The organism is Streptomyces sp. NPDC005281 (genome assembly GCF_040607495.1).
Classification (GTDB): Bacteria; Actinomycetota; Actinomycetes; order Streptomycetales; family Streptomycetaceae; genus Streptomyces.
Genome location: NZ_JBEXGX010000026.1, coordinates 1 through 22968, shown reverse-complemented (window position 1 = coordinate 22968; position 22968 = coordinate 1). Strand labels below are relative to the sequence as shown.

At 68.9% G+C, this 22968-nt stretch carries 20 protein-coding genes, 1 tRNA gene and 3 pseudogenes; 13 read left to right on the top strand and 11 right to left on the bottom strand.

Going from position 1 to position 22968, the window contains the following annotated elements; translation table 11 throughout:
* Positions 1-18: 18 nt before the first annotated feature.
* From ABZV42_RS30470 to nth, 3 genes are read right to left on the bottom strand one after another with little or no spacing between them, the layout of a single operon-like run.
* Positions 19-1218 carry a MarP family serine protease gene (locus ABZV42_RS30470; protein ID WP_355986866.1) on the bottom strand — a complete coding sequence of 400 codons (1200 nt, stop codon included), beginning with the start codon at positions 1216-1218 and terminating at the stop codon, positions 19-21.
* 13 nt (positions 1219-1231) lie between these two features.
* Positions 1232-1942, bottom strand: a complete 711-nt coding sequence (locus ABZV42_RS30465) for a CoA pyrophosphatase (protein WP_355986863.1) — start codon at positions 1940-1942, stop codon at positions 1232-1234.
* 52 nt (positions 1943-1994) lie between these two features.
* Positions 1995-3080 (bottom strand): endonuclease III, encoded by a 1086-nt coding sequence (gene nth / locus ABZV42_RS30460; protein WP_356054661.1) that lies wholly within the window; start codon positions 3078-3080, stop codon positions 1995-1997.
* 429 nt (positions 3081-3509) lie between these two features.
* Here nth and ABZV42_RS30455 point away from each other — a divergent pair, with 429 nt between their 5' ends.
* Both ABZV42_RS30455 and ABZV42_RS30450 read left to right on the top strand, forming a co-directional pair.
* Positions 3510-4184 carry a Crp/Fnr family transcriptional regulator gene (locus ABZV42_RS30455; protein WP_006382668.1) on the top strand — a complete coding sequence of 225 codons (675 nt, stop codon included), beginning with the start codon at positions 3510-3512 and terminating at the stop codon, positions 4182-4184.
* A 208-nt stretch (positions 4185-4392) separates the two neighbouring features.
* Positions 4393-5223, top strand: a complete 831-nt coding sequence (locus ABZV42_RS30450) for a nucleotidyltransferase (protein ID WP_356054602.1) — start codon at positions 4393-4395, stop codon at positions 5221-5223.
* Between the two features lie 95 nt (positions 5224-5318).
* On the opposite strand, the gene ABZV42_RS30445 is transcribed toward ABZV42_RS30450, so the two are convergent.
* From ABZV42_RS30445 to ABZV42_RS30430, 4 genes are all read right to left on the bottom strand, one after another.
* Positions 5319-6149, bottom strand: a complete 831-nt coding sequence (locus tag ABZV42_RS30445; protein ID WP_355986857.1) for an MBL fold metallo-hydrolase — start codon at positions 6147-6149, stop codon at positions 5319-5321.
* Entirely contained in the window at positions 6146-7015 is an 870-nt protein-coding gene (locus tag ABZV42_RS30440) for an NUDIX hydrolase (RefSeq protein WP_355986854.1), read from the bottom strand. The genes ABZV42_RS30445 and ABZV42_RS30440 overlap by 4 nt, the downstream gene beginning before the upstream one ends.
* A gap of 359 nt (positions 7016-7374) precedes the next feature.
* Positions 7375-7845, bottom strand: a complete 471-nt coding sequence (locus ABZV42_RS30435) for a RidA family protein (protein ID WP_355986851.1) — start codon at positions 7843-7845, stop codon at positions 7375-7377.
* Entirely contained in the window at positions 7842-8003 is a 162-nt protein-coding gene (locus ABZV42_RS30430; protein ID WP_356054600.1) for a DUF4177 domain-containing protein, read from the bottom strand. Before ABZV42_RS30430 ends, ABZV42_RS30435 begins: the two co-directional genes overlap by 4 nt.
* Before the next feature lie 126 nt (positions 8004-8129).
* Between ABZV42_RS30430 and ABZV42_RS30425 the strand changes: the two genes are divergently transcribed.
* Both ABZV42_RS30425 and ABZV42_RS30420 read left to right on the top strand, forming a co-directional pair.
* Positions 8130-9107, top strand: coding sequence for an ArsA-related P-loop ATPase (locus tag ABZV42_RS30425; protein WP_355986848.1), 978 nt, complete (start codon positions 8130-8132; stop codon positions 9105-9107).
* Positions 9104-10513, top strand: coding sequence for an ArsA family ATPase (locus tag ABZV42_RS30420; RefSeq protein ID WP_356054599.1), 1410 nt, complete (start codon positions 9104-9106; stop codon positions 10511-10513). Before ABZV42_RS30425 ends, ABZV42_RS30420 begins: the two co-directional genes overlap by 4 nt.
* 194 nt (positions 10514-10707) lie before the next feature.
* On the opposite strand, the gene ABZV42_RS30415 is transcribed toward ABZV42_RS30420, so the two are convergent.
* Positions 10708-11046 carry a WhiB family transcriptional regulator gene (locus ABZV42_RS30415; protein WP_355986953.1) on the bottom strand — a complete coding sequence of 113 codons (339 nt, stop codon included), beginning with the start codon at positions 11044-11046 and terminating at the stop codon, positions 10708-10710.
* A 405-nt stretch (positions 11047-11451) separates the two neighbouring features.
* On the opposite strand from ABZV42_RS30415, the gene ABZV42_RS30410 reads away from it, so the two are divergent.
* Entirely contained in the window at positions 11452-13722 is a 2271-nt protein-coding gene (locus ABZV42_RS30410) for a transglycosylase domain-containing protein (protein ID WP_356054598.1), read from the top strand.
* A gap of 479 nt (positions 13723-14201) precedes the next feature.
* Here ABZV42_RS30410 and ABZV42_RS30405 read toward each other — a convergent pair whose 3' ends face one another.
* Positions 14202-14666 carry a GatB/YqeY domain-containing protein gene (locus tag ABZV42_RS30405; RefSeq protein WP_355986839.1) on the bottom strand — a complete coding sequence of 155 codons (465 nt, stop codon included), beginning with the start codon at positions 14664-14666 and terminating at the stop codon, positions 14202-14204.
* Positions 14667-14836: 170 nt separating this feature from the next.
* Between ABZV42_RS30405 and ABZV42_RS30400 the strand changes: the two genes are divergently transcribed.
* The 3 genes from ABZV42_RS30400 (at position 14837) to ABZV42_RS30390 (ending at position 17090) form a co-directional block, all read left to right on the top strand.
* Positions 14837-15763: a metallophosphoesterase gene (locus ABZV42_RS30400; RefSeq protein WP_355986837.1), complete on the top strand. Its 927-nt coding sequence runs from the start codon at positions 14837-14839 to the stop codon at positions 15761-15763.
* Between the two features lie 424 nt (positions 15764-16187).
* The gene (locus ABZV42_RS30395; protein WP_355986834.1) at positions 16188-16988 is read left to right on the top strand and encodes a Pr6Pr family membrane protein; all 801 of its coding nucleotides are present in this window, start codon (positions 16188-16190) and stop codon (positions 16986-16988) included.
* Positions 16989-17016: 28 nt separating this feature from the next.
* Positions 17017-17090 (top strand) — tRNA-Pro (locus ABZV42_RS30390).
* A gap of 107 nt (positions 17091-17197) precedes the next feature.
* On the opposite strand, the pseudogene ABZV42_RS30385 reads toward ABZV42_RS30390, so the two are convergent.
* Positions 17198-17968: pseudogene (locus tag ABZV42_RS30385) on the bottom strand (site-specific integrase); the annotation flags it as partial.
* 99 nt (positions 17969-18067) lie between these two features.
* Here ABZV42_RS30385 and ABZV42_RS30380 point away from each other — a divergent pair.
* From ABZV42_RS30380 to ABZV42_RS30370, 3 genes and pseudogenes are all read left to right on the top strand, one after another.
* A pseudogene (locus tag ABZV42_RS30380) lies at positions 18068-18366 on the top strand (transposase); the annotation flags it as partial.
* Positions 18367-18500: 134 nt separating this feature from the next.
* The gene (locus ABZV42_RS30375) at positions 18501-19613 is read left to right on the top strand and encodes a chemotaxis protein (protein WP_356054659.1); all 1113 of its coding nucleotides are present in this window, start codon (positions 18501-18503) and stop codon (positions 19611-19613) included.
* A 481-nt stretch (positions 19614-20094) separates the two neighbouring features.
* Positions 20095-20412, top strand: coding sequence for a hypothetical protein (locus ABZV42_RS30370; RefSeq protein WP_355986758.1), 318 nt, complete (start codon positions 20095-20097; stop codon positions 20410-20412).
* 172 nt (positions 20413-20584) lie between these two features.
* Here the strand turns inward: ABZV42_RS30370 and ABZV42_RS30365 are convergent, their stop codons facing one another.
* The gene (locus ABZV42_RS30365; protein ID WP_356054596.1) at positions 20585-20944 is read right to left on the bottom strand and encodes a hypothetical protein; all 360 of its coding nucleotides are present in this window, start codon (positions 20942-20944) and stop codon (positions 20585-20587) included.
* Positions 20945-21525: 581 nt separating this feature from the next.
* Here ABZV42_RS30365 and ABZV42_RS30360 point away from each other — a divergent pair.
* Positions 21526-22092, top strand: a complete 567-nt coding sequence (locus ABZV42_RS30360) for a DinB family protein (RefSeq protein WP_355992020.1) — start codon at positions 21526-21528, stop codon at positions 22090-22092.
* 90 nt (positions 22093-22182) lie between these two features.
* A pseudogene (locus ABZV42_RS30355) lies at positions 22183-22874 on the top strand (IS5 family transposase); the annotation flags it as partial.
* Between the last annotated feature and the right edge of the window lie 94 nt (positions 22875-22968).

Genomic DNA, 22968 nt, shown 5'->3' with positions numbered 1-22968 from the left:
TGGGATCCTGTCCGCCGGTCAGAGCGCGCAGCTGTCGCTGTCCACCTGCTGGTCGGCCGTACGCCCCTTGGCGATGTCCTGCCGGACCTCGTCCGCGGTGAGCGCGTAGCCGGTCTCGGCGTCGTCCAGCGACTTGGCGAAGACCACGCCGTACACCTTGCCCTCGGGTGTCAGCAGCGGTCCACCGGAGTTTCCCTGACGGACCGTCGCGTACAGCGAGTAGACATCGCGGCGCACGGTCTTGCGGTGGTAGATGTCCGGGCCGTTGGCGGTGATGCGGCCCCGCACACGCGCGGGCTGGATGTTGTACGAGCCGTTCTGCGGATACCCGGCGACGATCGCGCTGTCGCCGCTGGTCGCGTCCCGGGTGCTGAACCGCAGCGCGGGCGCCTTCAGGTTCGGCACGTCGAGTACGGCGATGTCGCGCTCCCAGTCGTAGAGGACGACCTTGGCGTCGTATTTCTTGCCCTGGCCGCCTATCTGGACGGTGGGTTCGTCGACTCCGCCGACCACGTGCGCGTTGGTCATCACGCGGCGGTCGCCGAAGACGAAACCGGTGCCTTCGAGGACCTTGCCGCAGCTCTGGGCGGTGCCCATGACCTTGACGATGGAGTTCCGCGAGCGGGTGGCGACGGGGCTGGCGGCGAGCTGGGGGTCGGGCGGCTTGACCTCGGTGATGGGCTCGTTGGCGAACGGGCTGAAGACCTGCGGGAAGCCGTTCTGCGCGAGGACCGAGGAGAAGTCGGCGAACCAGGTGTTGGCCTGGTTGGGCAGCGCGCGCGAAACCCCGAGCAGCACCTTGGAGCTGCGGACCTCCTTGCCGAGCGTCGGCAGTGTGGTGCCGGCGAGGGCGGAACCGATCAGCCAGGCGACGAGCAGCATCGCCACGACGTTCACCAGGGCGCCGCCGGTCGCGTCCAGGGCTCTGGCCGGGGACCACGTGATGTACCGGCGCAGCTTGTTGCCGAGGTGGGTGGTGAGGGCCTGGCCGACGGAGGCGCAGACGATCACGACGACCACCGCGACCACGGCGGCGGTCGTACTCACCTTGCTGTCGTCGGTCGTCCAGCTCCAGATGACCGGGAGCAGGTAGACAGCGACGAGGCCACCGCCCAGGAAGCCGATCACCGACAGGATGCCGACGACGAAGCCCTGGCGATAGCCCACGATCGCGAACCACACGGCGGCGACCAGCAACAGGATGTCCAGCACATTCACGAAGGTCACCTTGTCACGCGCGCCAGTCGAGCGGGACCTGCTTCTCGCGGTCCCACGGACGCTCCCAGCCCGCGAAATGCAGAATCTTGTCGATCACTCCGGCCGTGAACCCCCAGACCAGGGCCGATTCGACCAGAAATGCCGGACCGCGGTGGCCGCTGGGGTGCACGGTGATCGCACGGTTGGCCGGGTCCGTGAGATCCACCACGGGAACGGTGAAGACCCGGGCCGTCTCTCCGGGGTCGACGACGCCGACGGGTGTCGGACGGCGCCACCAGCCGAGGACCGGGGTGACCACGAAGCGGCTGACCGGGATGTAGAGCTTGGGCAGGACGCCGAAGAGCTGGACGCCGCTCGGGTCGAGGCCGGTCTCCTCCTCGGCCTCGCGCAGGGCGGCGTTCAGCGGCCCGTCGGTCGCCGGGTCGCCGTCCTCGGAGTCGAGGGCGCCGCCGGGGAAGGCCGGCTGTCCGGCGTGGGATCTGAGAGTGCCCGCCCGTTCCATGAGCAGCAGTTCGGGGCCGCGCGGGCCCTCACCGAAGAGGACGAGCACGGCGGACTGGCGGCCCGTGCCGTTGGCCGGCGGCAGGAAGCGGCTCAGCTGGAGCGGTTCCACGGTCTCCGCGACCTGGGCCACCGGTCCGAGCCAGCCGGGCAGACCCTCCTTGCTGAGCACCGGACCGCCCTGCGTGTTGCTCGCGTCCTGTGTGCCGCCTGCGTGCTTCATCGCCACCCCCGTTCTGCTGTTCCCAACGCCCGCCGAGGCCGTGTTCGTTCCGTCATCCGGCGCCCAGTGGTGGCGCGGGCCTGCCGCCGGCGTCCAGATAGGCCTGCGGGGGGTTGAGCCGCTGTCCGGGGAAGCCGCCCTTCTCGTACTTCAGAAGCTTCTGCGCCTTCTCGGGGTCGGTCTCGCCCTCCCCGTACGCCGGGCAGAGGGGGGCGATGGGGCAGGCGCCGCAGGCGGGCTTGCGGGCGTGGCAGATACGGCGGCCATGGAAGATCACATGGTGCGACAGCATCGTCCACTCACTCTTCGGAAAGAGCTCGCCGACGGCCTTCTCGATTTTGTCGGGCTCGGTCTCGGCGGTCCACTGCCAGCGCCGCACGAGCCGCTGGAAGTGGGTGTCTACGGTGATTCCGGGCCGTCCGAAGGCGTTGCCGAGCACGACGAAGGCGGTCTTGCGGCCCACTCCAGGCAGTTTCACGAGGTCTTCGAGGCGGCCGGGCACCTCGCCCCCGAAGTCGTCCCTCAGGGCCCTGGAGAGCCCTATGACGGATTTGGTCTTGGCCCGGAAGAACCCGGTCGGGCGCAGGATCTCCTCGACCTCCTCCGGGTTGGCCTCGGCGAGGTCCTCGGGGGTCGGGTACCGGGCGAAGAGCGCCGGCGTCGTCTGGTTCACCCGCAGGTCGGTGGTCTGGGCGGACAGGACCGTGGCGACGACCAGCTGGAACGGGTTCTCGAAGTCCAGTTCCGGGTGGGCGTACGGGTACACCTCGGCGAGTTCGCGGTTGATGCGGCGGGCCCGGCGGACGAGGGCGGTGTGCGACTCGTTCCGCGGCGGGGCGGGGGCGACGGTCCGCGTGGGTGCCGTCTTCCTCCCGGAGGCCGCCTCAACGGCCGCCGCCTTCTTGGACGCCGCGCTCGCCGGGGCCGTCTTCTTGGCGGCGGTTTTCCCGGAGACCGTCTTCCTGGAGGCGGACTTGGCCGGTGTCGCCTTCTCGGCGGCTGTCTTCCTGGAGGCCGACTTGGCCGGTGTCGCGTCCTCGGCGGCCGCCTTCTTGGAACCCGACTTGGCCGGTGTCGCCTTCTCTGCGGCCGGATCCACGGGTGCCACCTTCTTGGCGGCTGATTTCGCCGCTGTCACCTTCTTGGCGGCCGGAGGTGCCGTCTTCTTCGCGTTCTTCCCACCGGCCGTCGCCGATGCCGCCTTCGACGCCGCCCTGGACACGGCCTTCACCGGCTTCGACTCTGCCTCTTTTGTCGGTTCTTTGGTTCCGTCGGGGGCCTGTTCGCCCACAGCAGAATCACGACGTACAACCACCCGCCCAGCCCCCTTGTCCTGTGCTCTCACCGGCGATTTGGACACCCGGCCAGCCTAAAGCCCGGCACCGACATCCGCCCCGGACCCTGAAGATCGGCCCCCAATTGGCCCCCTGCCGCACTCGTTGGGACGCCAGTGCGGCAGACTTGTGACTGATCACACTGTTTGGACCGTCCGGCAAGATGGGGAACACGGTCCCCTGGTACCAAGGGGGAGCACAGTCCCCTGAGCAGGTCGACAAGGAGAGAACTCGTGGACGACGTTCTGCGGCGCGCCCCGCTCTTCGCGGCGCTCGATGACGAGCAGGCCGCGGAGCTCCGCGCCTCCATGAGTGAGGTGACCCTCGCGCGAGGCGACGCCCTCTTCCATGAGGGCGACCCCGGCGACCGCCTCTATGTGGTCACCGAGGGCAAGGTGAAGCTCCACCGCACCTCGCCCGACGGGCGGGAGAACATGCTGGCCGTCCTCGGCCCCGGTGAGCTGATCGGCGAACTGTCGCTGTTCGACCCGGGCCCGCGCACGGCGACCGCCACCGCGCTCACCGAGGTCAAGCTGCTCGGCCTCGGCCACGGCGACCTCCAGCCCTGGCTGAACGCGCGGCCCGAGGTGGCCGCCGCTCTGCTGCGCGCCGTCGCCCGGCGCCTGCGCAAGACCAACGACCAGATGTCCGACCTGGTCTTCTCCGACGTGCCCGGCCGTGTCGCGCGCGCCCTGCTCGACCTGTCGCGCCGCTTCGGTGTGCAGTCCGAAGAGGGCATCCACGTCGTGCACGACCTCACGCAGGAGGAGCTGGCCCAGCTGGTCGGCGCCTCCCGCGAGACCGTCAACAAGGCGCTCGCCGACTTCGCGGGCCGCGGCTGGCTCCGCCTGGAGGCCCGCGCGGTGATCCTCCTGGACGTGGAGAGGCTCGCCAAGCGCTCGCGCTGACGCCTTCCGCCGTACGTCGACGGGGTCCCGCCTTCTTCCGAGGCGGGACCCCGTCGTCGTACGGCCCCGTCGACGCCCCCTCGTCGTAACCCTCGAACCCGGACCACGACCTCGTAGCCCGCGAAGCCGGGACGTGCCGTCTCCCGGCACGTCCCGCGCGGCCGTAAATGATCTGCGCCGGGACAGCCCATCGCGGCACAGTGGGCGCATGGCCGCACCAGGGCACCGCAGCGGGCTCGACGCCCAGGGGTACATCGAGCGCGAGGGATCACCCGCGCGCGTGCCGTCCGCCTTCAGGCCTGTCGTCGCGGCGGCCCGTGAGCGCCTCCTGGACGTCTTCGGGGCCTGGCTGGACGGCGCGTACCTCTACGGCTCGATCCCGCGCGGCACCGCGCGCGTGGGACGCTCCGACCTCGACCTGCTGCTGTCCCTGCGCGAGGAGCCGACCGACACGGACCGTGCCGACGCCCGCGCGCTCGAAGGGGCGCTCGACGAGGAGTTCGCCGAGATCGACGGCGTGGGAGCGCTGCTGTTCAGCCGTACGCGGCTGCTGAGCGACCTGGAGACCAACGACCTCGGCTGGTTCGTCGCCTGCCTCTGCACCCCTCTTCTGGGCGAGGATCTGGCCGAACACCTTCCGCGTTACCGTCCCGACGCGCTGCTGGCCCGCGAGACGAACGGCGACCTCGCGCTGCTGCTGCCGCGCTGGCGCGAGCGGATCGCCGCAGCGGACACCGACGAGGCCAGGCGCCCGCTGGTCCGTTCGATGTCCCGGCACCTCGTGCGCACCGGCTTCACGCTCGTCATGCCGCGCTGGAACGGCTGGACCAGCAGCCTCGGGGAGATGGCCGAGGCGTTCGGCACGTATTACCCGCGGCGGGCCGCCGAGATGCGGAGCGCCGCCGTACGCGGATACGAGCCGGCCGGGGGCCCGGCCGTCCTTCGCGGGGCCGTCCTTCGCGCGTACGCGGACGATCTGGGGCCGTGGCTGGCCGGGGAGTACGCGCGCGTGCACGGCATCAAGGCGCCCCGCCCCTGAGGCGCTCCTCCAGGAGCCCGGAAAACGCCGCCACGCCCCGGGACGCGTCATGTTCAGCGACAGGCAACGGCACCAGCTAGTGCCGCGACAGGCAACTAGATGAGCCCGTGCTCCCGCAGATAGTCCATCTGTGCCCGCACCGAGAGCTCGGCCGCGGGCCACAGCGACCGGTCCACGTCCGCGTAGACGTGGGCGACGACCTCCTGGGGAGCCCGGAGGCCGTTCTCGACGGCGGTCTCGACCTGGGCGAGCCGGTGGGCTCGGTGGGCGAGATAGAACTCGACCGCGCCCTGTGCGTCGTCGAGGACCGGCCCGTGACCGGGCAGGACGGTGTGGACGCCGTCGTCGACCGTCAGCGAGCGGAGCCGGCGCAGGGAGTCGAGATAGTCGCCCAGACGGCCGTCGGGGTGGGCCACCACGGTCGTACCGCGCCCCAGGACGGTGTCCCCGGTCAGCACGGCCCGATCGGCCGGGAGATGGAAGCACAGCGAGTCGGCGGTGTGCCCGGGAGTGGACACGACGCGCAGCTCGAGCCCGCCAAGGCTGATCACATCTCCCGCGGCCAGCCCCTCGTCCCCTAGCCGCAGCGCGGGGTCCAGGGCGCGCACGGCGGTCCCCGACAACTCGGCGAAGCGCGACGCGCCCTCCGCGTGGTCGGGATGCCCGTGGGTGAGCAGGGTCAGCGCGACACGCTTCCCGGCCTTCTCGGCCGTGTCCAGGACAGTGCGCAGATGTATGTCGTCCAGGGGGCCGGGATCGATGACGACGGCGAGCTCGGAGTCCGGCTCGGACACGATCCACGTGTTCGTGCCGTCCAGGGTCATCGCGGAGGCGTTGGGGGCGAGGACGTTCACCGCGCGCGCGGTGGCCGGGCCGGAGAGGACCGTGCCTCGCGGCTGGCCGGGGAGGGCTGCTGCGTCGCTCATGCGGAGGCTCCGCCGGCCGGGATGTGCTTGGTGAACTCGTCGTGTCCGGGCCAGGAGAGGACGACCTCGCCGTCCTCCAGGCGCGCCTCGGCCAGAACGGGCGCCAGATCACGGCCGGCCGCGGCCGCGAGGGCGTCGGCGGACCTCTCGTGCCCCACGATCCCGCGCAGGGTGGCGATGGTGGGCGGCATCATCAGGAGCTCGCCCTTGTCGTAGCCGGCCGCCGCGTCGGCGGGACGGATCCACACCGTGCGGTCGGCCTCCGTGGAGGCGTTGCGCGTGCGCTGGCCCTCGGGGAGGACGGCCACGAAGAACCACGTGTCGTAGCGGCGGGACTCGAACTCCGGGGTGATCCAGCGGGCCCACGCCCCAAGCAGGTCCGAGCGGAGCACGAGCCCCCTGCGGTCGAGGAACTCGGCGAAGGACAGGTCCCTGGCGACCAGGGCCGCCCGGTCCGCCTCCCAGTCGTCCCCCGTGGTGTCACCGACCACGCTGTCCGGGCTGGGTCCGGCGAGCAGGACGCCCGCCTCCTCGTACGTCTCCCGTACGGCCGCGCAGACGATGGCCTGGGCGGAGGTCTCGTCCACACCGAGCCGCTGCGCCCACCACGCGCGCGTGGGGCCCGCCCAGCGGATCTGCTGTTCGTCGTCGCGCGGGTCCACACCGCCGCCCGGATACGCGTACGCGCCTCCGGCGAAGGCCATGGAGGCACGACGGCGCAGCATGTGGACCACCGGACCGGTCTCACTGTCCTTGACCAGCATCACCGTGGCGGCGCGCCGGGGCGTGACCGGCGTCAGCGTGCCCTCGGCGAGCGCCCGAATCCGCTCCGGCCACTCCGCCGGAAACCATTGCCCATTCCCCATGGCCGGAGGCTATCCCGAGCCGGGCGGATGTTCGAGGCCCCACCGCCCCACAAGCACTCTTCGCCCCCTCCGCCCCTACCCGACCCATACCTGGGGCTCAGCCCCCAGACCCCGTTCCTCAAACGCCGGAGGGGCTGAAACTTATGTTGTCTGTCGGGATGGATCCCGCACCCGCATCCGGGAGCCGCAGCCACCACGATGTGCCCGCAGCCGGGATCCGGCTCGAGGGGACGTGCCGGTACATCGATGCCCGTCGCCACCAACGGTCACCTCTCCGTCCAACGGCGACGGGCTGATGCACCGGCACGGCCCCGACCCACCATCGGACCGGAACCGCGCCCAGGTGACACCCCGGGGGGCTACGCGTGCGTCAGCTCGACCTGGATCTCGACCTCGACCGGCGCGTCCAGCGGCAGCACCGCCACGCCGACCGCGCTCCGCGCGTGCACTCCCTTGTCGCCCAGCACGGCACCCAGCAGCTCACTCGCGCCGTTCACGACACCCGGCTGCCCGGTGAAGTCCGCCGCCGAGGCGACGAAGCCCACGACCTTCACGACGCGCGCGATGCGATCGAGGTCGCCCACGACCGACTTCACCGCAGCCAGGGCGTTCAGCGCGCACGTGGCGGCCAGCTCCTTGGCCTCCTCCGCGGTGACCTCGGCGCCCACCTTCCCGGTGACCGGAAGCTTGCCTCCCACCATCGGAAGCTGTCCCGAGGTGTACACGTACACGCCCGACTGCACGGCCGGCTGGTACGCCGCCAGCGGCGGGACGACGCCCGGAAGGGTCAGCCCGAGCTCGGCGAGCTTCGCCTCGACCGCCCCGCTCATGCGGTCTTCTCGCGCTTCAGGTAGGCCACGAGCTGCTCGGGGTTGTTCGGGCCGGGCACGACCTGGACGAGCTCCCAGCCGTCCTCGCCCCAGGTGTCCAGAATCTGCTTCGTGGCATGGACGAGCAGCGGCACGGTTGAGTATTCCCACTTGGTCATGTGGCCGACTGTAGCCGCTGGCGACCCCCGCCTCCCGCCCGAGCCACCTGCCGCAGCGCCCCCGAAAGCGCGGCTTGTCCACAGCCTCCTGCTTACTCCGGCGGCGGACTGGTTAGGCTCGAATACGTGAGCAGGCTCCAGGTCGTCAGTGGCAAGGGCGGTACCGGCAAGACCACGGTAGCCGCGGCCCTCGCGCTCGCCCTCGCGACGGAGGGCAAGCGCGCCCTCCTCGTCGAGGTCGAGGGCAGGCAGGGCATCGCGCAGCTCTTCGAGACAGAAGCGCTGCCCTACGAGGAGCGGAAGATCGCCGTCGCTCCAGGGGGCGGGGAGGTGTATGCCCTCGCCATCGACCCCGAACTGGCGCTCCTGGACTACCTCCAGATGTTCTACAAACTGGGCGGCGCCGGCCGCGCCCTGAAAAAACTCGGCGCGATCGACTTCGCGACCACCATCGCACCCGGACTGCGGGACGTGCTCCTGACCGGCAAGGCCTGCGAGGCCGTGCGGCGCAAGGAGAAGAGCGGCCGCTTCACGTACGACTACGTGGTGATGGACGCGCCCCCCACCGGCCGCATCACCCGCTTCCTGAACGTCAACGACGAGGTCGCCGGCCTCGCGAAGATCGGCCCGATACACAATCAGGCCCAGGCCGTCATGCGCGTCCTCAAGTCTCCCGAGACGGAGGTCCACTTGGTGACGCTGCTGGAGGAGATGCCCGTACAGGAGACCGCGGACGGGATCGCGGAACTGAGCGCGGCGAAGCTTCCCGTGGGCCGGATCATCGTGAACATGGTGCGTCCGGCACTCCTGGACGGCGTCGACCTGGAACTGGCGAAGGCCGCTCCCCGGTCGGCGATCGCCAAGTCGCTCTCCTCGGCCGGTCTCGGCGGCGCGCGTCGCGGCGGGCTCGCCGAACGGCTGGTGGACCCGCTTCTCCAGCAGGCCGAGGAGTACGCCGAGCGGTACACGCTGGAGACCGAGCAGCGGAGCGTGCTGGCCGAACTGGGCCTGCCGTTGCACGAACTCCCGCTGCTCGCCGAGGGCCTGGATCTGGCGGGCCTGTACGAACTGGCCGCACAGCTGCGTAAGCAAGGGATGTCATGAGTCTGGACCCCGCCCGCGTCCTCGATCTCGACCCGCTGCTCGACGACCCCGAGACCCGCATCGTGGTGTGCTGCGGCTCGGGCGGCGTCGGCAAGACGACCACGGCCGCGGCTCTCGGGCTGCGTGCCGCGGAGCGGGGCCGCAAGGTGGTCGTGCTCACCATCGACCCCGCGCGCAGGCTGGCGCAGTCCATGGGCATCGATTCCCTCGACAACACCCCGCGCCGGGTGAAGGGGGTCGAGGGGAGCGGCGAGCTGCACGCCATGATGCTCGACATGAAGCGCACGTTCGACGAGATCGTCGAGGCGCACGCGGACGGCGACCGAGCGGCGGTCATCCTCAACAACCCGTTCTACCAGTCGCTTTCGGCGGGTTTCGCGGGCACGCAGGAATACATGGCGATGGAGAAGCTGGGCCAGTTGCGGGCGCGCGACGAGTGGGACCTGATCGTGGTCGACACGCCGCCGTCCCGCTCGGCGCTGGACTTCCTCGACGCCCCGAAGCGGCTCGGTTCCTTCCTCGACGGGCGGCTGATCCGGCTGCTGACCGCACCGGCGAAGCTGGGCGGCCGGGCCGGCATGAAGTTCCTGAACGTCGGGATGTCGATGATGACGGGCACTCTGGGAAAGCTGCTCGGGGGCCAGCTCCTCAAGGACGTGCAGACGTTCGTCGCGGCCATGGACACCACCTTCGGCGGTTTCCGTACGCGGGCCGACGCCACGTACAAGCTGCTCCAGGCGCCCGGCACCGCGTTCCTGGTGGTGGCGGCGCCCGAGCGTGACGCGCTGCGCGAGGCCGCGTACTTCGTGCAGCGGCTGGCCGCGGAGGAGATGCCGTTCGCCGGGCTCGTGCTGAACCGGGTGCACGGCAGCGGGGCCGCCCAGTTGTCCGCCGAGCGGGCGCTCTCCGCCGCGGAGGATCTCGACTCCGACGCGGAGACTTCTGAACCCGTCCCCGGGGACGACCCTGAATCCGCCGGCCCGGAAAATCTTGCCGACGCCCGCATTGTGGATCAGGCGGACGGGAAAGCTGGACTTCGTAACTCTCCCGGCACGTACGGCAGTTCAGAATCACCGGCTTCCGACGCACCAGCTCCTGACGAAGGCTCCCCCGCCACCACGGACAGGACAGCCGGGACGGACCGCACCACCGCCACGGACAGGACCGCCGCCACGGACCCCGAGCGATCCATCGACCAGCTCACCGCAGACCTGCTGCGGCTCCATGCCGAGCGCATGCAACTGCTCTCCCGCGAGCAGCGCACGCGTGACCGCTTCACCGCGCGCCACCCCGAGGTGCCGGTGGCCGAAGTGGCCGCGCTGCCCGGCGACGTTCACGACCTCGCGGGGCTGCGGGACATCGGGAACCGGCTCGCGGCCCACCGGCCGGAGCTTCCCGAGAGCTGAGCGCCCCGAAACCGCCCGAAACCGAGAGTCCCGGGAGCTGAGCACGGAGCCCCCGAAGTGACGCTCGCGAAGAACCCGAGGGACGCTTCACGCCCTGCCCGGCCCCCCGCGACCGGCGGACGTGCCCCCAGAAGGGCTCGCAGGGGTGCGAGGGGCCCGAGAGCGGCGTCCTGGCCGCGATGGGCGAATCCCCCTCAGCTCACCGCCGCGTAGCGCTCGTACACCTCTTCCTCGTCGAGGGGCAGCAGCCCCGCCGCGCGCTCGTACTCCGTACGCGCGGTCTCGAGCAGGCGACGCCACGAGGTGACGGTCGGCCGTCGGCGCAGCAACGCGCGGCGCTCGCGCTCGGTCATGCCACCCCACACGCCGAATTCGACGCGGTTGTCGAGCGCATCGGCGAGGCACTCGGTGCGAACCGGACATCCGGTGCACACTGCCTTGGCCCTGTTCTGCGCTGCTCCTTGAACGAACAGTTCATCCGGATCGGTAGTGCGGCAGGCCGCCTGCGCACTCCAGTCGGTTACCCAGCCCATACCGGCGCCGTCCTCTCCCGAATCGAGGCTCCCCCACGGCGGCAGCGGCATATTCACCGCCGCCAGTTGAGGACGTTACGGAAGGTGGGCACAGCGCAACACCCCCTTCGGGCCCAATCTTGAATGGCCCGAACGGACTATGCGTAAGCGGCAGATCACCCGGGGGAGTGAGCCCGGGACATGCGCGACCATTCCGGCAAACCGGGGCAGTCGGGGCGAGTCGCAACGGACGCCATGTGACACACAAGGCTGATTCGGACACGTGCTCCACAGGAACGCGGAACCTCCGGAACGATTCGGGGTCGCCGGACGTATTGATACGTGGCCGCACTGCTGTGACAGTTGAGAGCAGCTTAGGCCAAGGCATATACGCGTGTCCGGCGAATGAGAACGTAGGCTGCCCTCATGCCAAAGAAGCGCTCGGGCGGTGGCCTGTCCCCTACGCAGCAGGCCGCCAAGTTCCTCGGTGTCAGCGTGCTCGCGGGCGCCGTCATGGCCGGAATCGCGCTGCCCGCCGCGGGCGCGCTCGGTCTGGCGGCCAAGGGCTCGGTCCAGGGGTTCGACGACATTCCGAACAATCTGAAGAGTCCGTCGCTGAGTCAGCGGACCACGATCCTGGACAGCAAGGGCGGTCAGATCGCGACCGTCTACTCGCGCGACCGCACCGTGGTCAACCTCAAGGACATCTCGCCCTACATGCAGAAGGCGATCGTCGCGATCGAGGACTCGCGCTTCTACCAGCACGGCGCGATCGACCTGAAGGGCATCCTCCGCGCGGTCAACCAGAACGCGCAGAACGGCGGCGTGGCCCAGGGTGCTTCCACTCTGACCCAGCAGCTGGTGAAGAACTACTTCGTGGAGGAGGCCGGCGACGACCCGACCAAGGTCGCGCAGGCAACCCAGCAGACCCTCGGCCGCAAGGTCCGCGAGCTCAAGTACGCGATCCAGCTGGAAGAGAAGCTGGGCAAGAAGAAGATCCTCGAGAACTACCTGAACATCACGTTCTTCGGGGAGCAGGCGTACGGCATCGAGGCCGCTTCCCAGCGCTACTTCTCCAAGCCCGCCAAGAACCTGAGCCTCCCGCAGTCGGCGCTGCTCGCGGGCATCGTCCAGTCGCCGAGCCGGTACGACCCGGTCAACGACGAGGAGGAGGCGCTCAAGCGCCGCGACACCGTGCTTCAGCGCATGGCCGAGGTGCACGACATCTCCCAGGAGCAGGCCGACGCCGCCATGGCGACGAAGCTCGGGCTGCACGTCAGCCAGCCGAAGAACGGCTGCATCACGGCGATCAAGGGCGCCAGCTTCTTCTGCAAGTACGTCGAGAACGTCTTCCTGAGCGACCCGGTCTTCGGCAAGACCAAGGAGGACCGGGCCAAGGTCTGGAATCAGGGCGGCCTGACGATCCGTACGACGCTCGACCCGCAGTCCCAGGCGTCGATCCAGACGTCGCTGAAGGAGCACGTCTACAAGTCCGACAAGGTGGCCGCGGCGGCCACCCTGGTCGAGCCCGGCACCGGGAAGATCCTCGGGATGGGCCAGACGAAGCCGTACGGCTACGGAAAGAACGAGACCGAGATCAACTACTCGGTCAACTACGGCATGGGCGGCTCGAACTACGGCTTCCCGACCGGTTCGACGTTCAAGCCGTTCGTGGCCGCGGCCGCGCTGGAGCAGGGCAAGCCGGCGACGCAGGAGTACTCCTCGCCGAACTCCATGCTGTACCCCAGCCCCGTACAGACCTGTAGCAGCAGGCCGTGGACGAACCAGGCGAACGAGCGGGTCCCGAACGAGAGCGTGTCCGAGAAGGGCCCGTATCAGCTGAAGGAGGCGATGGCCAAGTCGGTCAACACCTACTTCGTGCAGATGATCTCCGACATCGGCCTGTGCCCGGTGATGAACCAGACCGACAAGCTCGGCGTGGTCCAGGGCAACGGCGACAAGCTCCCCGAGGTGCCCGCCATCGCCCTGGGCGCCAAGGGCATCTCGCCGCTCACGATGGCCACGGCCTACGCCGCCTTCGCCTCCCGCGGCATGTACTGCACCCCGGTCGCCATCGAGTCGATCAGCCAGCAGATCGGCGAGCACGAGAAGTCCCTGGACGTGCCCAAGTCGACCTGCTCGCGGGCCATGTCCGAGACGACGGCGGACACCGTCAACAGCCTCCTGAGCGGCGTGATCGACTCCGGTACGGGCCAGCAGGCGGGTCTCACCGACCGCGCCAACGCCGGTAAGACGGGTACGACCGACGAGCGCAAGAACGCCTGGTTCGTCGGCTACACGCCGAACCTCTCGGGCGCCGTCTGGGTCGGCAGCGCCACCCAGCGGGTCCACATGGTGAACATCGAGATCGGCGGCGTCTACCAGGCGAAGGTGTACGGCGGTCAGGTCCCCGGCCCGATCTGGCGGGACCTGATGACGGGCGCTCTCGCGGGCAAGGACGCCCCGTCCTTCAACCTGATCAACATCCCCGACCCCGACAAGAGCAAGGGCCAGGGACAGGACGACGGGAACAAGGGCCGCGGCCGCCACGGCGGGGGGAACGGCAACACCACCGGCAACACCATCGTCGGCCAGACCGACGGCGGAGTGACGTTCCCGACGCCTACGTTCTCCCTCCCCGACGGATGGATCCAGGGCACCACGAACAACGGCAACGGAAACGGCGGCCAGCGCTGACCTCGTAGACCGGAAGCCGGCGCGCGAACGCGCGAACGCCCCGTGGGCCAGGAGCCGATCCTGATCCATGGGGCGTTCTGCGTAAGGGGGGTTGCGTACCTGGAGCTACGTAACCGGGTGTTGCGTACCTGTCCCGGGTGGGCCGCCGGGAACGAACGTCCGCGGGATGGACCTCCGCAGGACAGCCATCCGCAGGAGGCCCTCCGTGGGGCGGGCGGACCGGACGGATGTCCTTGGGGCGGACGCCGTTGCGGACGGTACGTGGCCGAGGTGGCCGTCGCGGTGGGGCGTACGAGCGGGAGGCAGCAGCCACCTGGAACAGGCGGTGCCAACCTCCGCTCCCGGAAAGGCCGATGCCGTCACCCGGCGCGGGCACCAGTACCGGCACCGGACCAGGCGATGACGTCATCCGGTGCGGGCAACGGGGTCGCCCAGGCACCGGCCGGGCGCCGGTATCACCACCGGCACCGGTGATCGCGTCAGCCCGCGAGCAACTGCTTCACGACGGCGGCGACACGGCCACCCTCGGCCTGCCCGGCCACCTTCGGGTTCACGATCTTCATGACGGCGCCCATCGCTCGCGGCCCCTCTGCACCCGCAGCCTTCGCCTCTTCGACGGCCTGGGCGACGATCTGCCGAAGTTCCTCGTCCGACAGCTGCTTGGGCAGGTACGCGGCGAGCACCACGCCCTCCGCGCGCTCACGCTCGGCCGACTCGGCGCGCCCTCCCAGCGTGAAGGCCTCGGCGGCCTCACGCCGCTTCTTCGCCTCGCGCGCGATCACCTTCTGCACTTCGTCGTCGGAGAGTTCGCGCTTGGTCTTGCCCGCGACCTCCTCATTGGTGATCGCGGAAAGGGTGAGCCGGATCGTCGAGGAGCGGAGCTCGTCGCGCCCCTTGATCGCGGCGTTGAGGTCTTCCTTCAACTTCGACTTGAGCGTGGTCATGGCGTCAAGTGTCGCAGGTGCGGTGACGCGGACGCCTGTTGATTTCGCAGCGCGCCCGGCCGGCGGCGGGAGAACGTCCGTGACGCCCTCTGCCTCGTGGACCCGGGCCGGACCTCCGGGTTGTCCACAGGCGGGTGAGAGCGCTCGACGGAGTCTGACACGATGGACGTATGCGCGCGCTATACGGAGTACCCCTGGGAATCACGGCGGTGGGCGCCGCCGGTCTGCTGTACTCGGCGGGGTTCGAGGCCCGTTCCTTCCGCCTGCGGCGGGTGACCGTCCCGGTCCTGCCCCCGGGCATGCGGCCGCTGCGCATTCTCCAGGTGTCGGACATCCACATGGTGAGCGGACAGCGCAAGAAGCAGCGCTGGCTGCGCTCACTGGCCGGTCTGCGCCCCGACTTCGTGATCAACACGGGGGACAACCTCTCGGACCCGGAGGGCGTGCCCGAGGTGCTCGACGCGCTCGGCCCCCTGATGGAGTTCCCCGGCGCCTATGTCTTCGGTTCGAACGACTACTACGGCCCCACACTCCGCAACCCGGCCCGGTACCTGTTCGAGAAGGCGGCGGGCCGTCACGGGCTGAACGGCAACAAGCCCGTCGTGGGCGCCGTCCACAACCCGTGGGAGGACCTGCGCGACGGCTTCGACACCGGGGGCTGGCTGAACCTGACGAACACCCGGGGGACGCTGAAGATAGAGGGTGCGGAGATCGAGCTGACCGGCATCGACGACCCCCACATCAAGCGCGACCGCTACGCCCGCGTGGCCGGCGGCCCGTCCACGTCTGCCGACTTCTCGATGGGTGTGGTGCACGCTCCGTACCTGCGCTGCCTGGACGCCTTCACCGCCGACGGATACCCCCTGATCCTGGCGGGCCACACTCACGGCGGCCAGATCTGCCTCCCCTTCTACGGCGCCTTCGTCACCAACTGCGACCTGGACACGGACCGCGTGAAGGGCCTCTCCCGGCACACGGCCGAGGGCCATACCTCGTACATGCACGTCTCGGCGGGCTGTGGCGCGAGCCGCTACACCCCGGTCCGCTTCGCCTGCCCGCCGGAGGCGTCACTGCTGACGCTGGTGGAGCGGGGATAGGGCTTCGCGAGCCGGCGGGGCGCTGCCCGGGCGCCCCGCCGCCCGGAAACGGGGCGAACTCCGGCGGCCCAGACCGGCCCGTGACGCACGAGGGATGCCGCACGACGACACGGCCCCGGCCGACGCAGCTCGAAAACGCCAGAGAGTCCCACCGACACGGATCGTGAGCGACTGGTGTACCCGAACGCCACGCCACGCCCGAACGACGCACCCACAGAGCACCGCCGGACAGCACGCCGGACAGCACCGACGGGATGATCTGGCGGGAGGGCATCACGGGACGCCGTGGCGGGAGGGCATCACGGGGTGACGCAGCGGGAGGGCATCCCATGCTCACATCGCGGAATGGCGCCACGGGATGGTCCCGTAACCCACCCAGTCGACCCACATCGCCCAAATGCCCTGATCCGCTTAGCGTGAGGGCATGATCAACCCCATGCCGAGGGACATACCCGATCTCCCCGCGATACCGGGCATCCTCCCGTCGACCCACCCCTTCGTCCCCCCGACGGCGGTGATGGCTCCCGCCCGCCGCCCGGCCACGGCGGCCTACCGTGCCCTCGTGGCCCTGGCGGCGGCGACAGGCGTGGCCATCGAGATGAAGCTGGGCACCCCGGTCCGGGTGCTGAGCTACTTCACGATCCAGACCAATCTGCTCGTCGCCGTGGTCTTCGCGGCGTCGGCCCGCCGGGCCTGGTCGGCACGCAGGCCCCTGCCCGGAGTCCTGACCGGCGGCACATTGATCTACATCTCGATCACCGGCCTGGTCTATCACCTGATCCTGGCGAACGAGTCGACCCCGTTCTCCATGACCGGAGGCAACGACACGCTCTCCGGCTGGCACGCGGCCGCCAATCAGCTGCTCCACACGGTCACGCCGATCGCCGTGGTCCTCGACTGGCTGCTGCTGACCCGGCCGACCCCGCAGCCACTGCGCAACGCGGCGGCCTGGCTGATCTACCCCCTCGCCTACCTGGCCCTCTGCCTGGCCCGCGGCGCGATGCTGACGCCCGGCACCCCGGCGCGCTATCTCTACCCCTTCGTCGACGTGGACCGGCACGGCTACGGGGGCGTTCTCGGCAACACAGCCATCCTCGGCCTCGCCTTCTACGCCCTGGGCCTCCTCATCGTCACCCTCGACCACGTACGCCCGGACCCGGTCCGACGCCGCGTCCGACGCCCAGAAAACCGGATTTCGTCTCAGGCCGACGGTGGGCTAAAGTAAACGACGTCGCCGCGAGAGCAGCGACAATCGGGGTGTAGCGCAGCTTGGCAGCGCGCTTCGTTCGGGACGAAGAGGTCGTGGGTTCAAATCCCGCCACCCCGACAGATACATAGCAGTTCAGAGGGCCCTTACCGGATCGGTAAGGGCCCTCTGGTGTTGCTGCGTGTCTAACTGCGTGACTATCGATTCCTGAGTGCCTACGGCCCTCGTCAGTCGGTGCCGAAGATGCCGTCCATGACCACGGCACCGGTCTGGATCACGGGCCGGATCTGCTTCCGATAGACCTCCTCGGTGACGGCCGTCCCCGAGTGGCCGACGAGACGGGAGATCTCCTCTAGGGGGACTCCGCGGTCGGAGAGCAGCGAGACGAAGCTGTGCCGGAGCTCCCGGGGCGTCCACTCGTCAGCGTCCACCCCGTTTCCTCGTCGGCTGCGAGCCGGTCCCAGCCCTGGTCTTCGAACTGCCGCCAGAGGGCTTCAACGCAGCGCGCGGGCAGGGCGAGCGTGCGTCGGGATTTCCGGGTCTTGGTGTCCCCGCTCCGCCGGACCGAACGCCACACAGCGATGTGCGGAGGCTGTGGCGGTTCGTAGTCCGGCCGTCCCTTGAGGAAGACGTGATCCCAGGTGAGAGCCCGCAGCTCCTCGGTCCGGGCCCCGGTCAGCAGGGCCACGCCGATGTACGCGTACATCGAGGTCCCTTCTGCCCCTTTCAGCACCACCTCAGCCGAACGTGAGCGCCTTGGACGGACGCCCCGCCTGCCCATGCGGCACCGCGCACAGCTCGACGACGTTCCGCTTCACCTTGTCCCGCGCCATGGCCCGCTTGACGGCGCGGTTCAGGCACGAGTGAAGCGACTGGAGGGTGGGGGTGCTGAGGGTCTTCGCCTTGGTGGAGAGCCAGCGGTCCACATCCTCCGCGCTGAGGTCGCGGAGCTTACGGGCGCCGAGCGACGGGATGATGTGCTTCTCGCTCAGGAGCGTCGGGTCTGCCGCACGAGCGGGTGACATCTTGACCTGCCCCATCTCTGAGGTTTCAGTTCTGGTGACTAACTGACAGCCCTTCACGGAAGGCTGGCAGTCATGCCTCGTCCCTATCCTCCGGAGTTCCGGGCGCGTGCCATCGCGCTGATCCGCGCCGGCAAACAGGCCAGACAGACAGCGGTGGAGCTCGGCATCCATCCCGTCACGTTGTCGAAGTGGTTGCGGCAGGACGACATCGACAACGGGCGGCGACCGGGAACGCCGTCGAGCGAGTCTGCTGAGTTGCGGGCCGCTCGCCGGCGGATCCGTGAGCTGGAAACCGAGCTGGCGATCGTCCGGCAGACGGCGAAGTTCCTCGGCGAGGACAAGCCCCGCCCAAAAGGCTCTACCCGGGGATCGGAAACAGGCACGGAGGGATCGCTGTTACTCCACGTCAGCGCAATAGCAGCCGATTCGGCGGCGTGATGCCCGACCGCGACATGCGCAAAGGACGACCTTGGTGGAGGCTGGCCGCAAGACCTTGGAGGCGACCGTGGAAGCAACTGCACTCACGTCCGACATGCTGGCCACCCTGCGTGCGAAGAAGTCCTATCCGGCTGTCTCACTCACCATGTCCGTCCACCGCAGAGCTCCTGACAACGCCCAGGACCCCGTGCGGCTGCGGAACCTGATCTCGGAAGCCGAAACCCGGCTGACCGCTGACGAAGCCGTTGACACACGAACCCGTGATGCCGTCATGGAACAGCTGCGCCAGGCCCAGGCCGAGGTCGACCTGCGCAGCGGCATGGACGGCCTCGTCGCCTTCGCCACTGCGGACGAACACCAGCTATGGGCGCTGCCTCGCAGCGCTCCCGAACGCGTCGTACTGAGCGACAGCTACCTGACCCGCAATCTTGTCGCGGCCAAGGCACAGCAGGCCCCTTACTGGGTCCTCTCCCTTTCCGCGGACCAGGCCTCCCTGTGGAGCGGGGAAGGCGACCACATTATTGAACACCGGGAAGACGGCTTCCCCCGGGTTGCGGCCGCCGTCGAGGACGACCCGCAATGGCAGCAGCGCCAGGGCGATACTGCCAGCACCTTTACCGACGAACGCACCCGCCAGTTCATGCGCGAAACTGACGCGGCCGTCCAGCAGGTCCTGGCCCGCGAGAACCGACCCCTATACCTCGTCGGTCTCGCACCGGCCCTTGCTCTGTTGGGCGAAGCGGGCAGCGTCGGTGCCAGGGCGCAGGCCACGTGTATCCAGGGCGGCCTACACAGCGGCCCAGGACACGCCCTGCACCAGGCCCTCGCGCCCCAACTCGCTGAGGCACGGCAGCAGACCGGTGAAAGCACCGCTGCCAGGCTCGAAGAGGCACACGGTCAGCGAACCATCGCCGGTGGACTCGCCGAGGTCTGGACAGCCGTACACGAAGGTAGGGCAGCCATGATCGCTGTCGAAGAGCACTACCAGCCCGAGTCCGCAACCGAGATCGGCCACCTCACTCCCGCGGCTTCCGGCACTCCCACGAGAACGACGGGAGTACGTGAAGACATCGTCGACGAACTCGTCGAAACCGCACTGGACAAAGGCACCGAGGTCGTCTTCCTCAACGACGGAACCCTGACTGACAGCAACCACATTGCAGCCGTCCTGCGCTACTGAACGGCAGCCTCTGACCTGAGCGGGGCTGGCTGACCGGCATTCGGCCCCGGATCTTCTTCAGCACCGGGAGGAACCACGACTGTCTGCGGCCTACCCGGCGGTCAGGACGAACGACAGCGGCCTTGGCAGCATGGATCGACGACTCAGACGGTTGGTACAGCAGCGCCTGCCGCGAGGTGCCGGCCGGCGGCGACTGGAGGTCCTTCGCACGAGCCCGGCGAGCGGCGACGATCTACGAGTGATCTGGGCCGTGTCGAATGCGTGTCGAAGTCGAGTGGCAGGCTGTCCTCGGCGCGAGTGATTGCCCAGGCCAGGGCCCGATTCCAGGTGAACGCGCCAAGCGCGTTCTAAGCACATGCCCACTTCGCTGGGCCGTGTCAGCTGTGCGCCAGAGACCAAGCTCAGAAGGCTAGCGCGAGGCTGCTTCGGCGTCGGCTCACGAGATCACGCAAAGCCACCGCGTGGGCCGAGACTCAGCGACATGATGATGAGTCGTCGGCCGCCAGCCGAACCCAGCCTGCTCGTCGCGCTCTGGTGGCTGTTGCTTGCCGCCGTCGCTCTCGTCATGTTCCTCGGCGGCATCAACTTCCTGTTCAGCCTGAACGATGAACCCACTCCATTGCCGACCGTGACTGTCACTGAGACGCAGGACGCGGCACCCGACCTATCCGACGACATGCCGAGCAGTGTCACGGATGACGACCTGGCCGGTGGTCCCACGCCAAGCGTTTGTGTCAACGCACGGGATCAGGGCGTAGTACCGCTGGACCCCTTGCGGCCAGTTGCTCGGGTACTTTGACGACGAAACGCCTACCCCATAGCGGTACGAGGCCGCCAGCGTGGACTAAATGTGGACGACCAACCTTTCCAGGGGACACCAAAGCCCGAATGACCTGCTGAAACAGTCAAGACCGAAGCGCCCTCCGGATCCGGGTGCGAAACGGTGGTGGTTTCCGTCGCAGGCGATGCCCCTATTCGAAGAGGGGCGCGGCTGCCACCAGCATGCCGCTGATTGAGCCCGTTTCGGCGGCGGCTGCGGTGGGGTCGATGCTGGACTCCTCTGCGACCGTCGCCGCCCAGTCGCCGGCCAGGTCGCCTTTGGGATCGAGATCCTCGGGCTTGCCCGCGATGCCGTAGGCGTCGAGGAGTCGTCGCTCAACTCCGAAGGGTTCGCCCGCGGCGAGCTCCGGGTACTCACTGATCCAACGCCTGATGATCCGTCCGCGTTCGGCGATCAGCCATGCTTCCCCGTCGTTCTGCTCGCTGTGGAAGAAGAGCTGGGCCTTGCCGAAGTGCGCGCTCAGCTCTCTGCACAGTTCGGTGACGTGCATGGTCTGCTGCGCATACGGCAGACCGAAGTACGGCCCGACGACCAGGGTCCACCCCTGTATGGATGGGGTGACGACGACTGTGGAGAACGGCTCCTCCTCGTCGTGTGCGACCTCGTCGATGAGTTCCGTCCCGTCGGCCTAGGTGGTCTCCCGTACATCCGTCAAGCCGAGGGCCTTCACCACCTCCGCCTGATCGACGGTCTCGACTGCGAGCCATGAGAGCCAACAGGCGCGTATGAATGGTCGCCGAACTCCACGACGAATGGATCGCCTTCCCCCGCCGCTACCTCTCCAACGAGAGCATGGACACCCTCTACACCAACACCCCGACTGTCCTACCGGCCACGTCAGACAACTGATCGCCTACACCACGAGAAGGGACACCACCGCCTTCGGCCTCCCGCAGTGCACGACGCAGCCATCTCCTGGCCTCAGCTATGGCATCGACAGTGCCGGACCACGCGTGCGGGAAATGAATCATGGAAATCTCACCTGTCCAGTTGTTTAGGCCAGAATCTGACCTCTATGGCCCCTAGCGTCTTCCTTGCCCGGCGGAACACGAACCACGGAAGGCAGCGACCATGAGCGAGACCGTGACTGTCAAAGAACTGGCCGCCCAGGACCCGGCCCATGAGCCAGCGACCGGCGAGCGCGCCGACTTGCTGGAGACGCTGGCCCAGCATCGGCAGTTCCTGCGATTCACCACCCGCGACCTCACCGACGAGCAGGCCGGGCGCCGGACCACCGCCAGCCAGCTGTGCCTGGGCGGCCTGATCAAACATGTCACTGCGGTCGAGCGAACCTGGGTGCAGTTCATCCTGGACGGCCCGTCGGCGATGCCCGACTTCACCGCCATGACCGAGGCCGACTGGGCCCGGCGGGCCGACGAGTTCCGGATGCTGCCCGGCGAGACGCTGACCGGCGTGCTTGCCGACTACGCCGAAGTAGCCCGTCGGACCGACGAACTGGTCGTCACCCTGCCCGACCTGGGCGCCGCACAACCGCTACCAAAGGCCCCGTGGTCCGAGTCGGGCGCGCGATGGTCGGCCCGCCGGGTGCTGATGCACATCATCGCCGAGACCGCCCACCACGCCGGCCACGCCGACATCATCCGCGAGTCCCTGGATGGCGCCAAGACCATGGGTTAGCCAGCGGCGCGGCAGGGCTTATCGCTCCCACACGGTCGGTGGCAATAAGACGCCATTTCGTTTGGTGTGATCTTGCGGCAGTCTGGAGCGGTGACTGCTTCGCTTGCTGAGCGGATGGTGCCGGACAGTTTGTGGGATCTGTTCGAGCGAGTGGTGCCGCCGGCGCCGGAACGCCCGCAGGGCGGTGGCAGGCGTCGGCGTGGAGACCGGGAGGTTATGGCCGCGATCATCTTCGTGGCCACGTCGGGATGCACATGGAATCAACTGCCGCCCGGCTTCGGCCTGTCAGGCGTGACCGCGTTCCGCCGTTTCACCGAGTGGTCCGAGGCCAGGGTGTGGGCCAAGTTCCACCGCCTGGTCCTGGACGAGCTCGGCTCGCGCGGCGAGCTCGACTGGTCGCGGTGCGCGATCGACTCCGTCAGCGTCCGCGCCCTCAAAGGGGGCCTCTGACGGGACCGAATCCGACCGACCGCGGCAAAAGCGGATCGAAAATCCACCTGATCGTCGACCGCAACGGGCTGCCCCTGTCGATCGGCATCTCGGCAGCCAACCTGCACGACAGCCAGGCCCTGATCCCTCTGGTCCAAGGCATCCCGCCCATCCGTTCCCGCCGCGGACGCCGACGCCGCAAGCCCGCCAAACTTCACGGAGACAAGGGCTACGACTCTCGTCACCTGCGGCGATGGCTTGCCGCCCGTGGGATCAGGCACCGCCTCGCCCGCAAGGGCATTGAGTCCTCACAGCGGCTGGGCCGACACCGTTGGGTAGTCGAACGCACCGTGTGCGCCACGAGGCGCTCTGTTTGTATCCCCGGCTGAGCCGGGAGGAACTCGGAAGGAGGTTCCTGGGCCGGATGACTTACCTGGATCCGAAAGG

What these genes read in the sequence shown, in the direction of transcription:
- ABZV42_RS30420 (WP_356054599.1), top strand. Translation starts at nt 9,104, where the DNA reads ATGAGTCTGGACCCCGCCCGCGTCCTCGATCTCGACCCGCTGCTCGAC.
- ABZV42_RS30395 (WP_355986834.1), top strand. Translation starts at nt 16,188, where the DNA reads ATGATCAACCCCATGCCGAGGGACATACCCGATCTCCCCGCGATACCG.
- ABZV42_RS30370 (WP_355986758.1), top strand. Translation starts at nt 20,095, where the DNA reads ATGATGATGAGTCGTCGGCCGCCAGCCGAACCCAGCCTGCTCGTCGCG.
- ABZV42_RS30465 (WP_355986863.1), bottom strand. Translation starts at nt 1,942, where the DNA reads ATGAAGCACGCAGGCGGCACACAGGACGCGAGCAACACGCAGGGCGGT.
- ABZV42_RS30415 (WP_355986953.1), bottom strand. Translation starts at nt 11,046, where the DNA reads ATGGGCTGGGTAACCGACTGGAGTGCGCAGGCGGCCTGCCGCACTACC.
- ABZV42_RS30365 (WP_356054596.1), bottom strand. Translation starts at nt 20,944, where the DNA reads ATGCACGTCACCGAACTGTGCAGAGAGCTGAGCGCGCACTTCGGCAAG.
- ABZV42_RS30410 (WP_356054598.1), top strand. Translation starts at nt 11,452, where the DNA reads ATGCCAAAGAAGCGCTCGGGCGGTGGCCTGTCCCCTACGCAGCAGGCC.
- ABZV42_RS30445 (WP_355986857.1), bottom strand. Translation starts at nt 6,149, where the DNA reads ATGAGCGACGCAGCAGCCCTCCCCGGCCAGCCGCGAGGCACGGTCCTC.
- ABZV42_RS30400 (WP_355986837.1), top strand. Translation starts at nt 14,837, where the DNA reads ATGCGCGCGCTATACGGAGTACCCCTGGGAATCACGGCGGTGGGCGCC.
- ABZV42_RS30450 (WP_356054602.1), top strand. Translation starts at nt 4,393, where the DNA reads ATGGCCGCACCAGGGCACCGCAGCGGGCTCGACGCCCAGGGGTACATC.
- ABZV42_RS30435 (WP_355986851.1), bottom strand. Translation starts at nt 7,845, where the DNA reads ATGAGCGGGGCGGTCGAGGCGAAGCTCGCCGAGCTCGGGCTGACCCTT.
- ABZV42_RS30440 (WP_355986854.1), bottom strand. Translation starts at nt 7,015, where the DNA reads ATGGGGAATGGGCAATGGTTTCCGGCGGAGTGGCCGGAGCGGATTCGG.
- ABZV42_RS30405 (WP_355986839.1), bottom strand. Translation starts at nt 14,666, where the DNA reads ATGACCACGCTCAAGTCGAAGTTGAAGGAAGACCTCAACGCCGCGATC.
- ABZV42_RS30430 (WP_356054600.1), bottom strand. Translation starts at nt 8,003, where the DNA reads ATGACCAAGTGGGAATACTCAACCGTGCCGCTGCTCGTCCATGCCACG.
- ABZV42_RS30360 (WP_355992020.1), top strand. Translation starts at nt 21,526, where the DNA reads ATGAGCGAGACCGTGACTGTCAAAGAACTGGCCGCCCAGGACCCGGCC.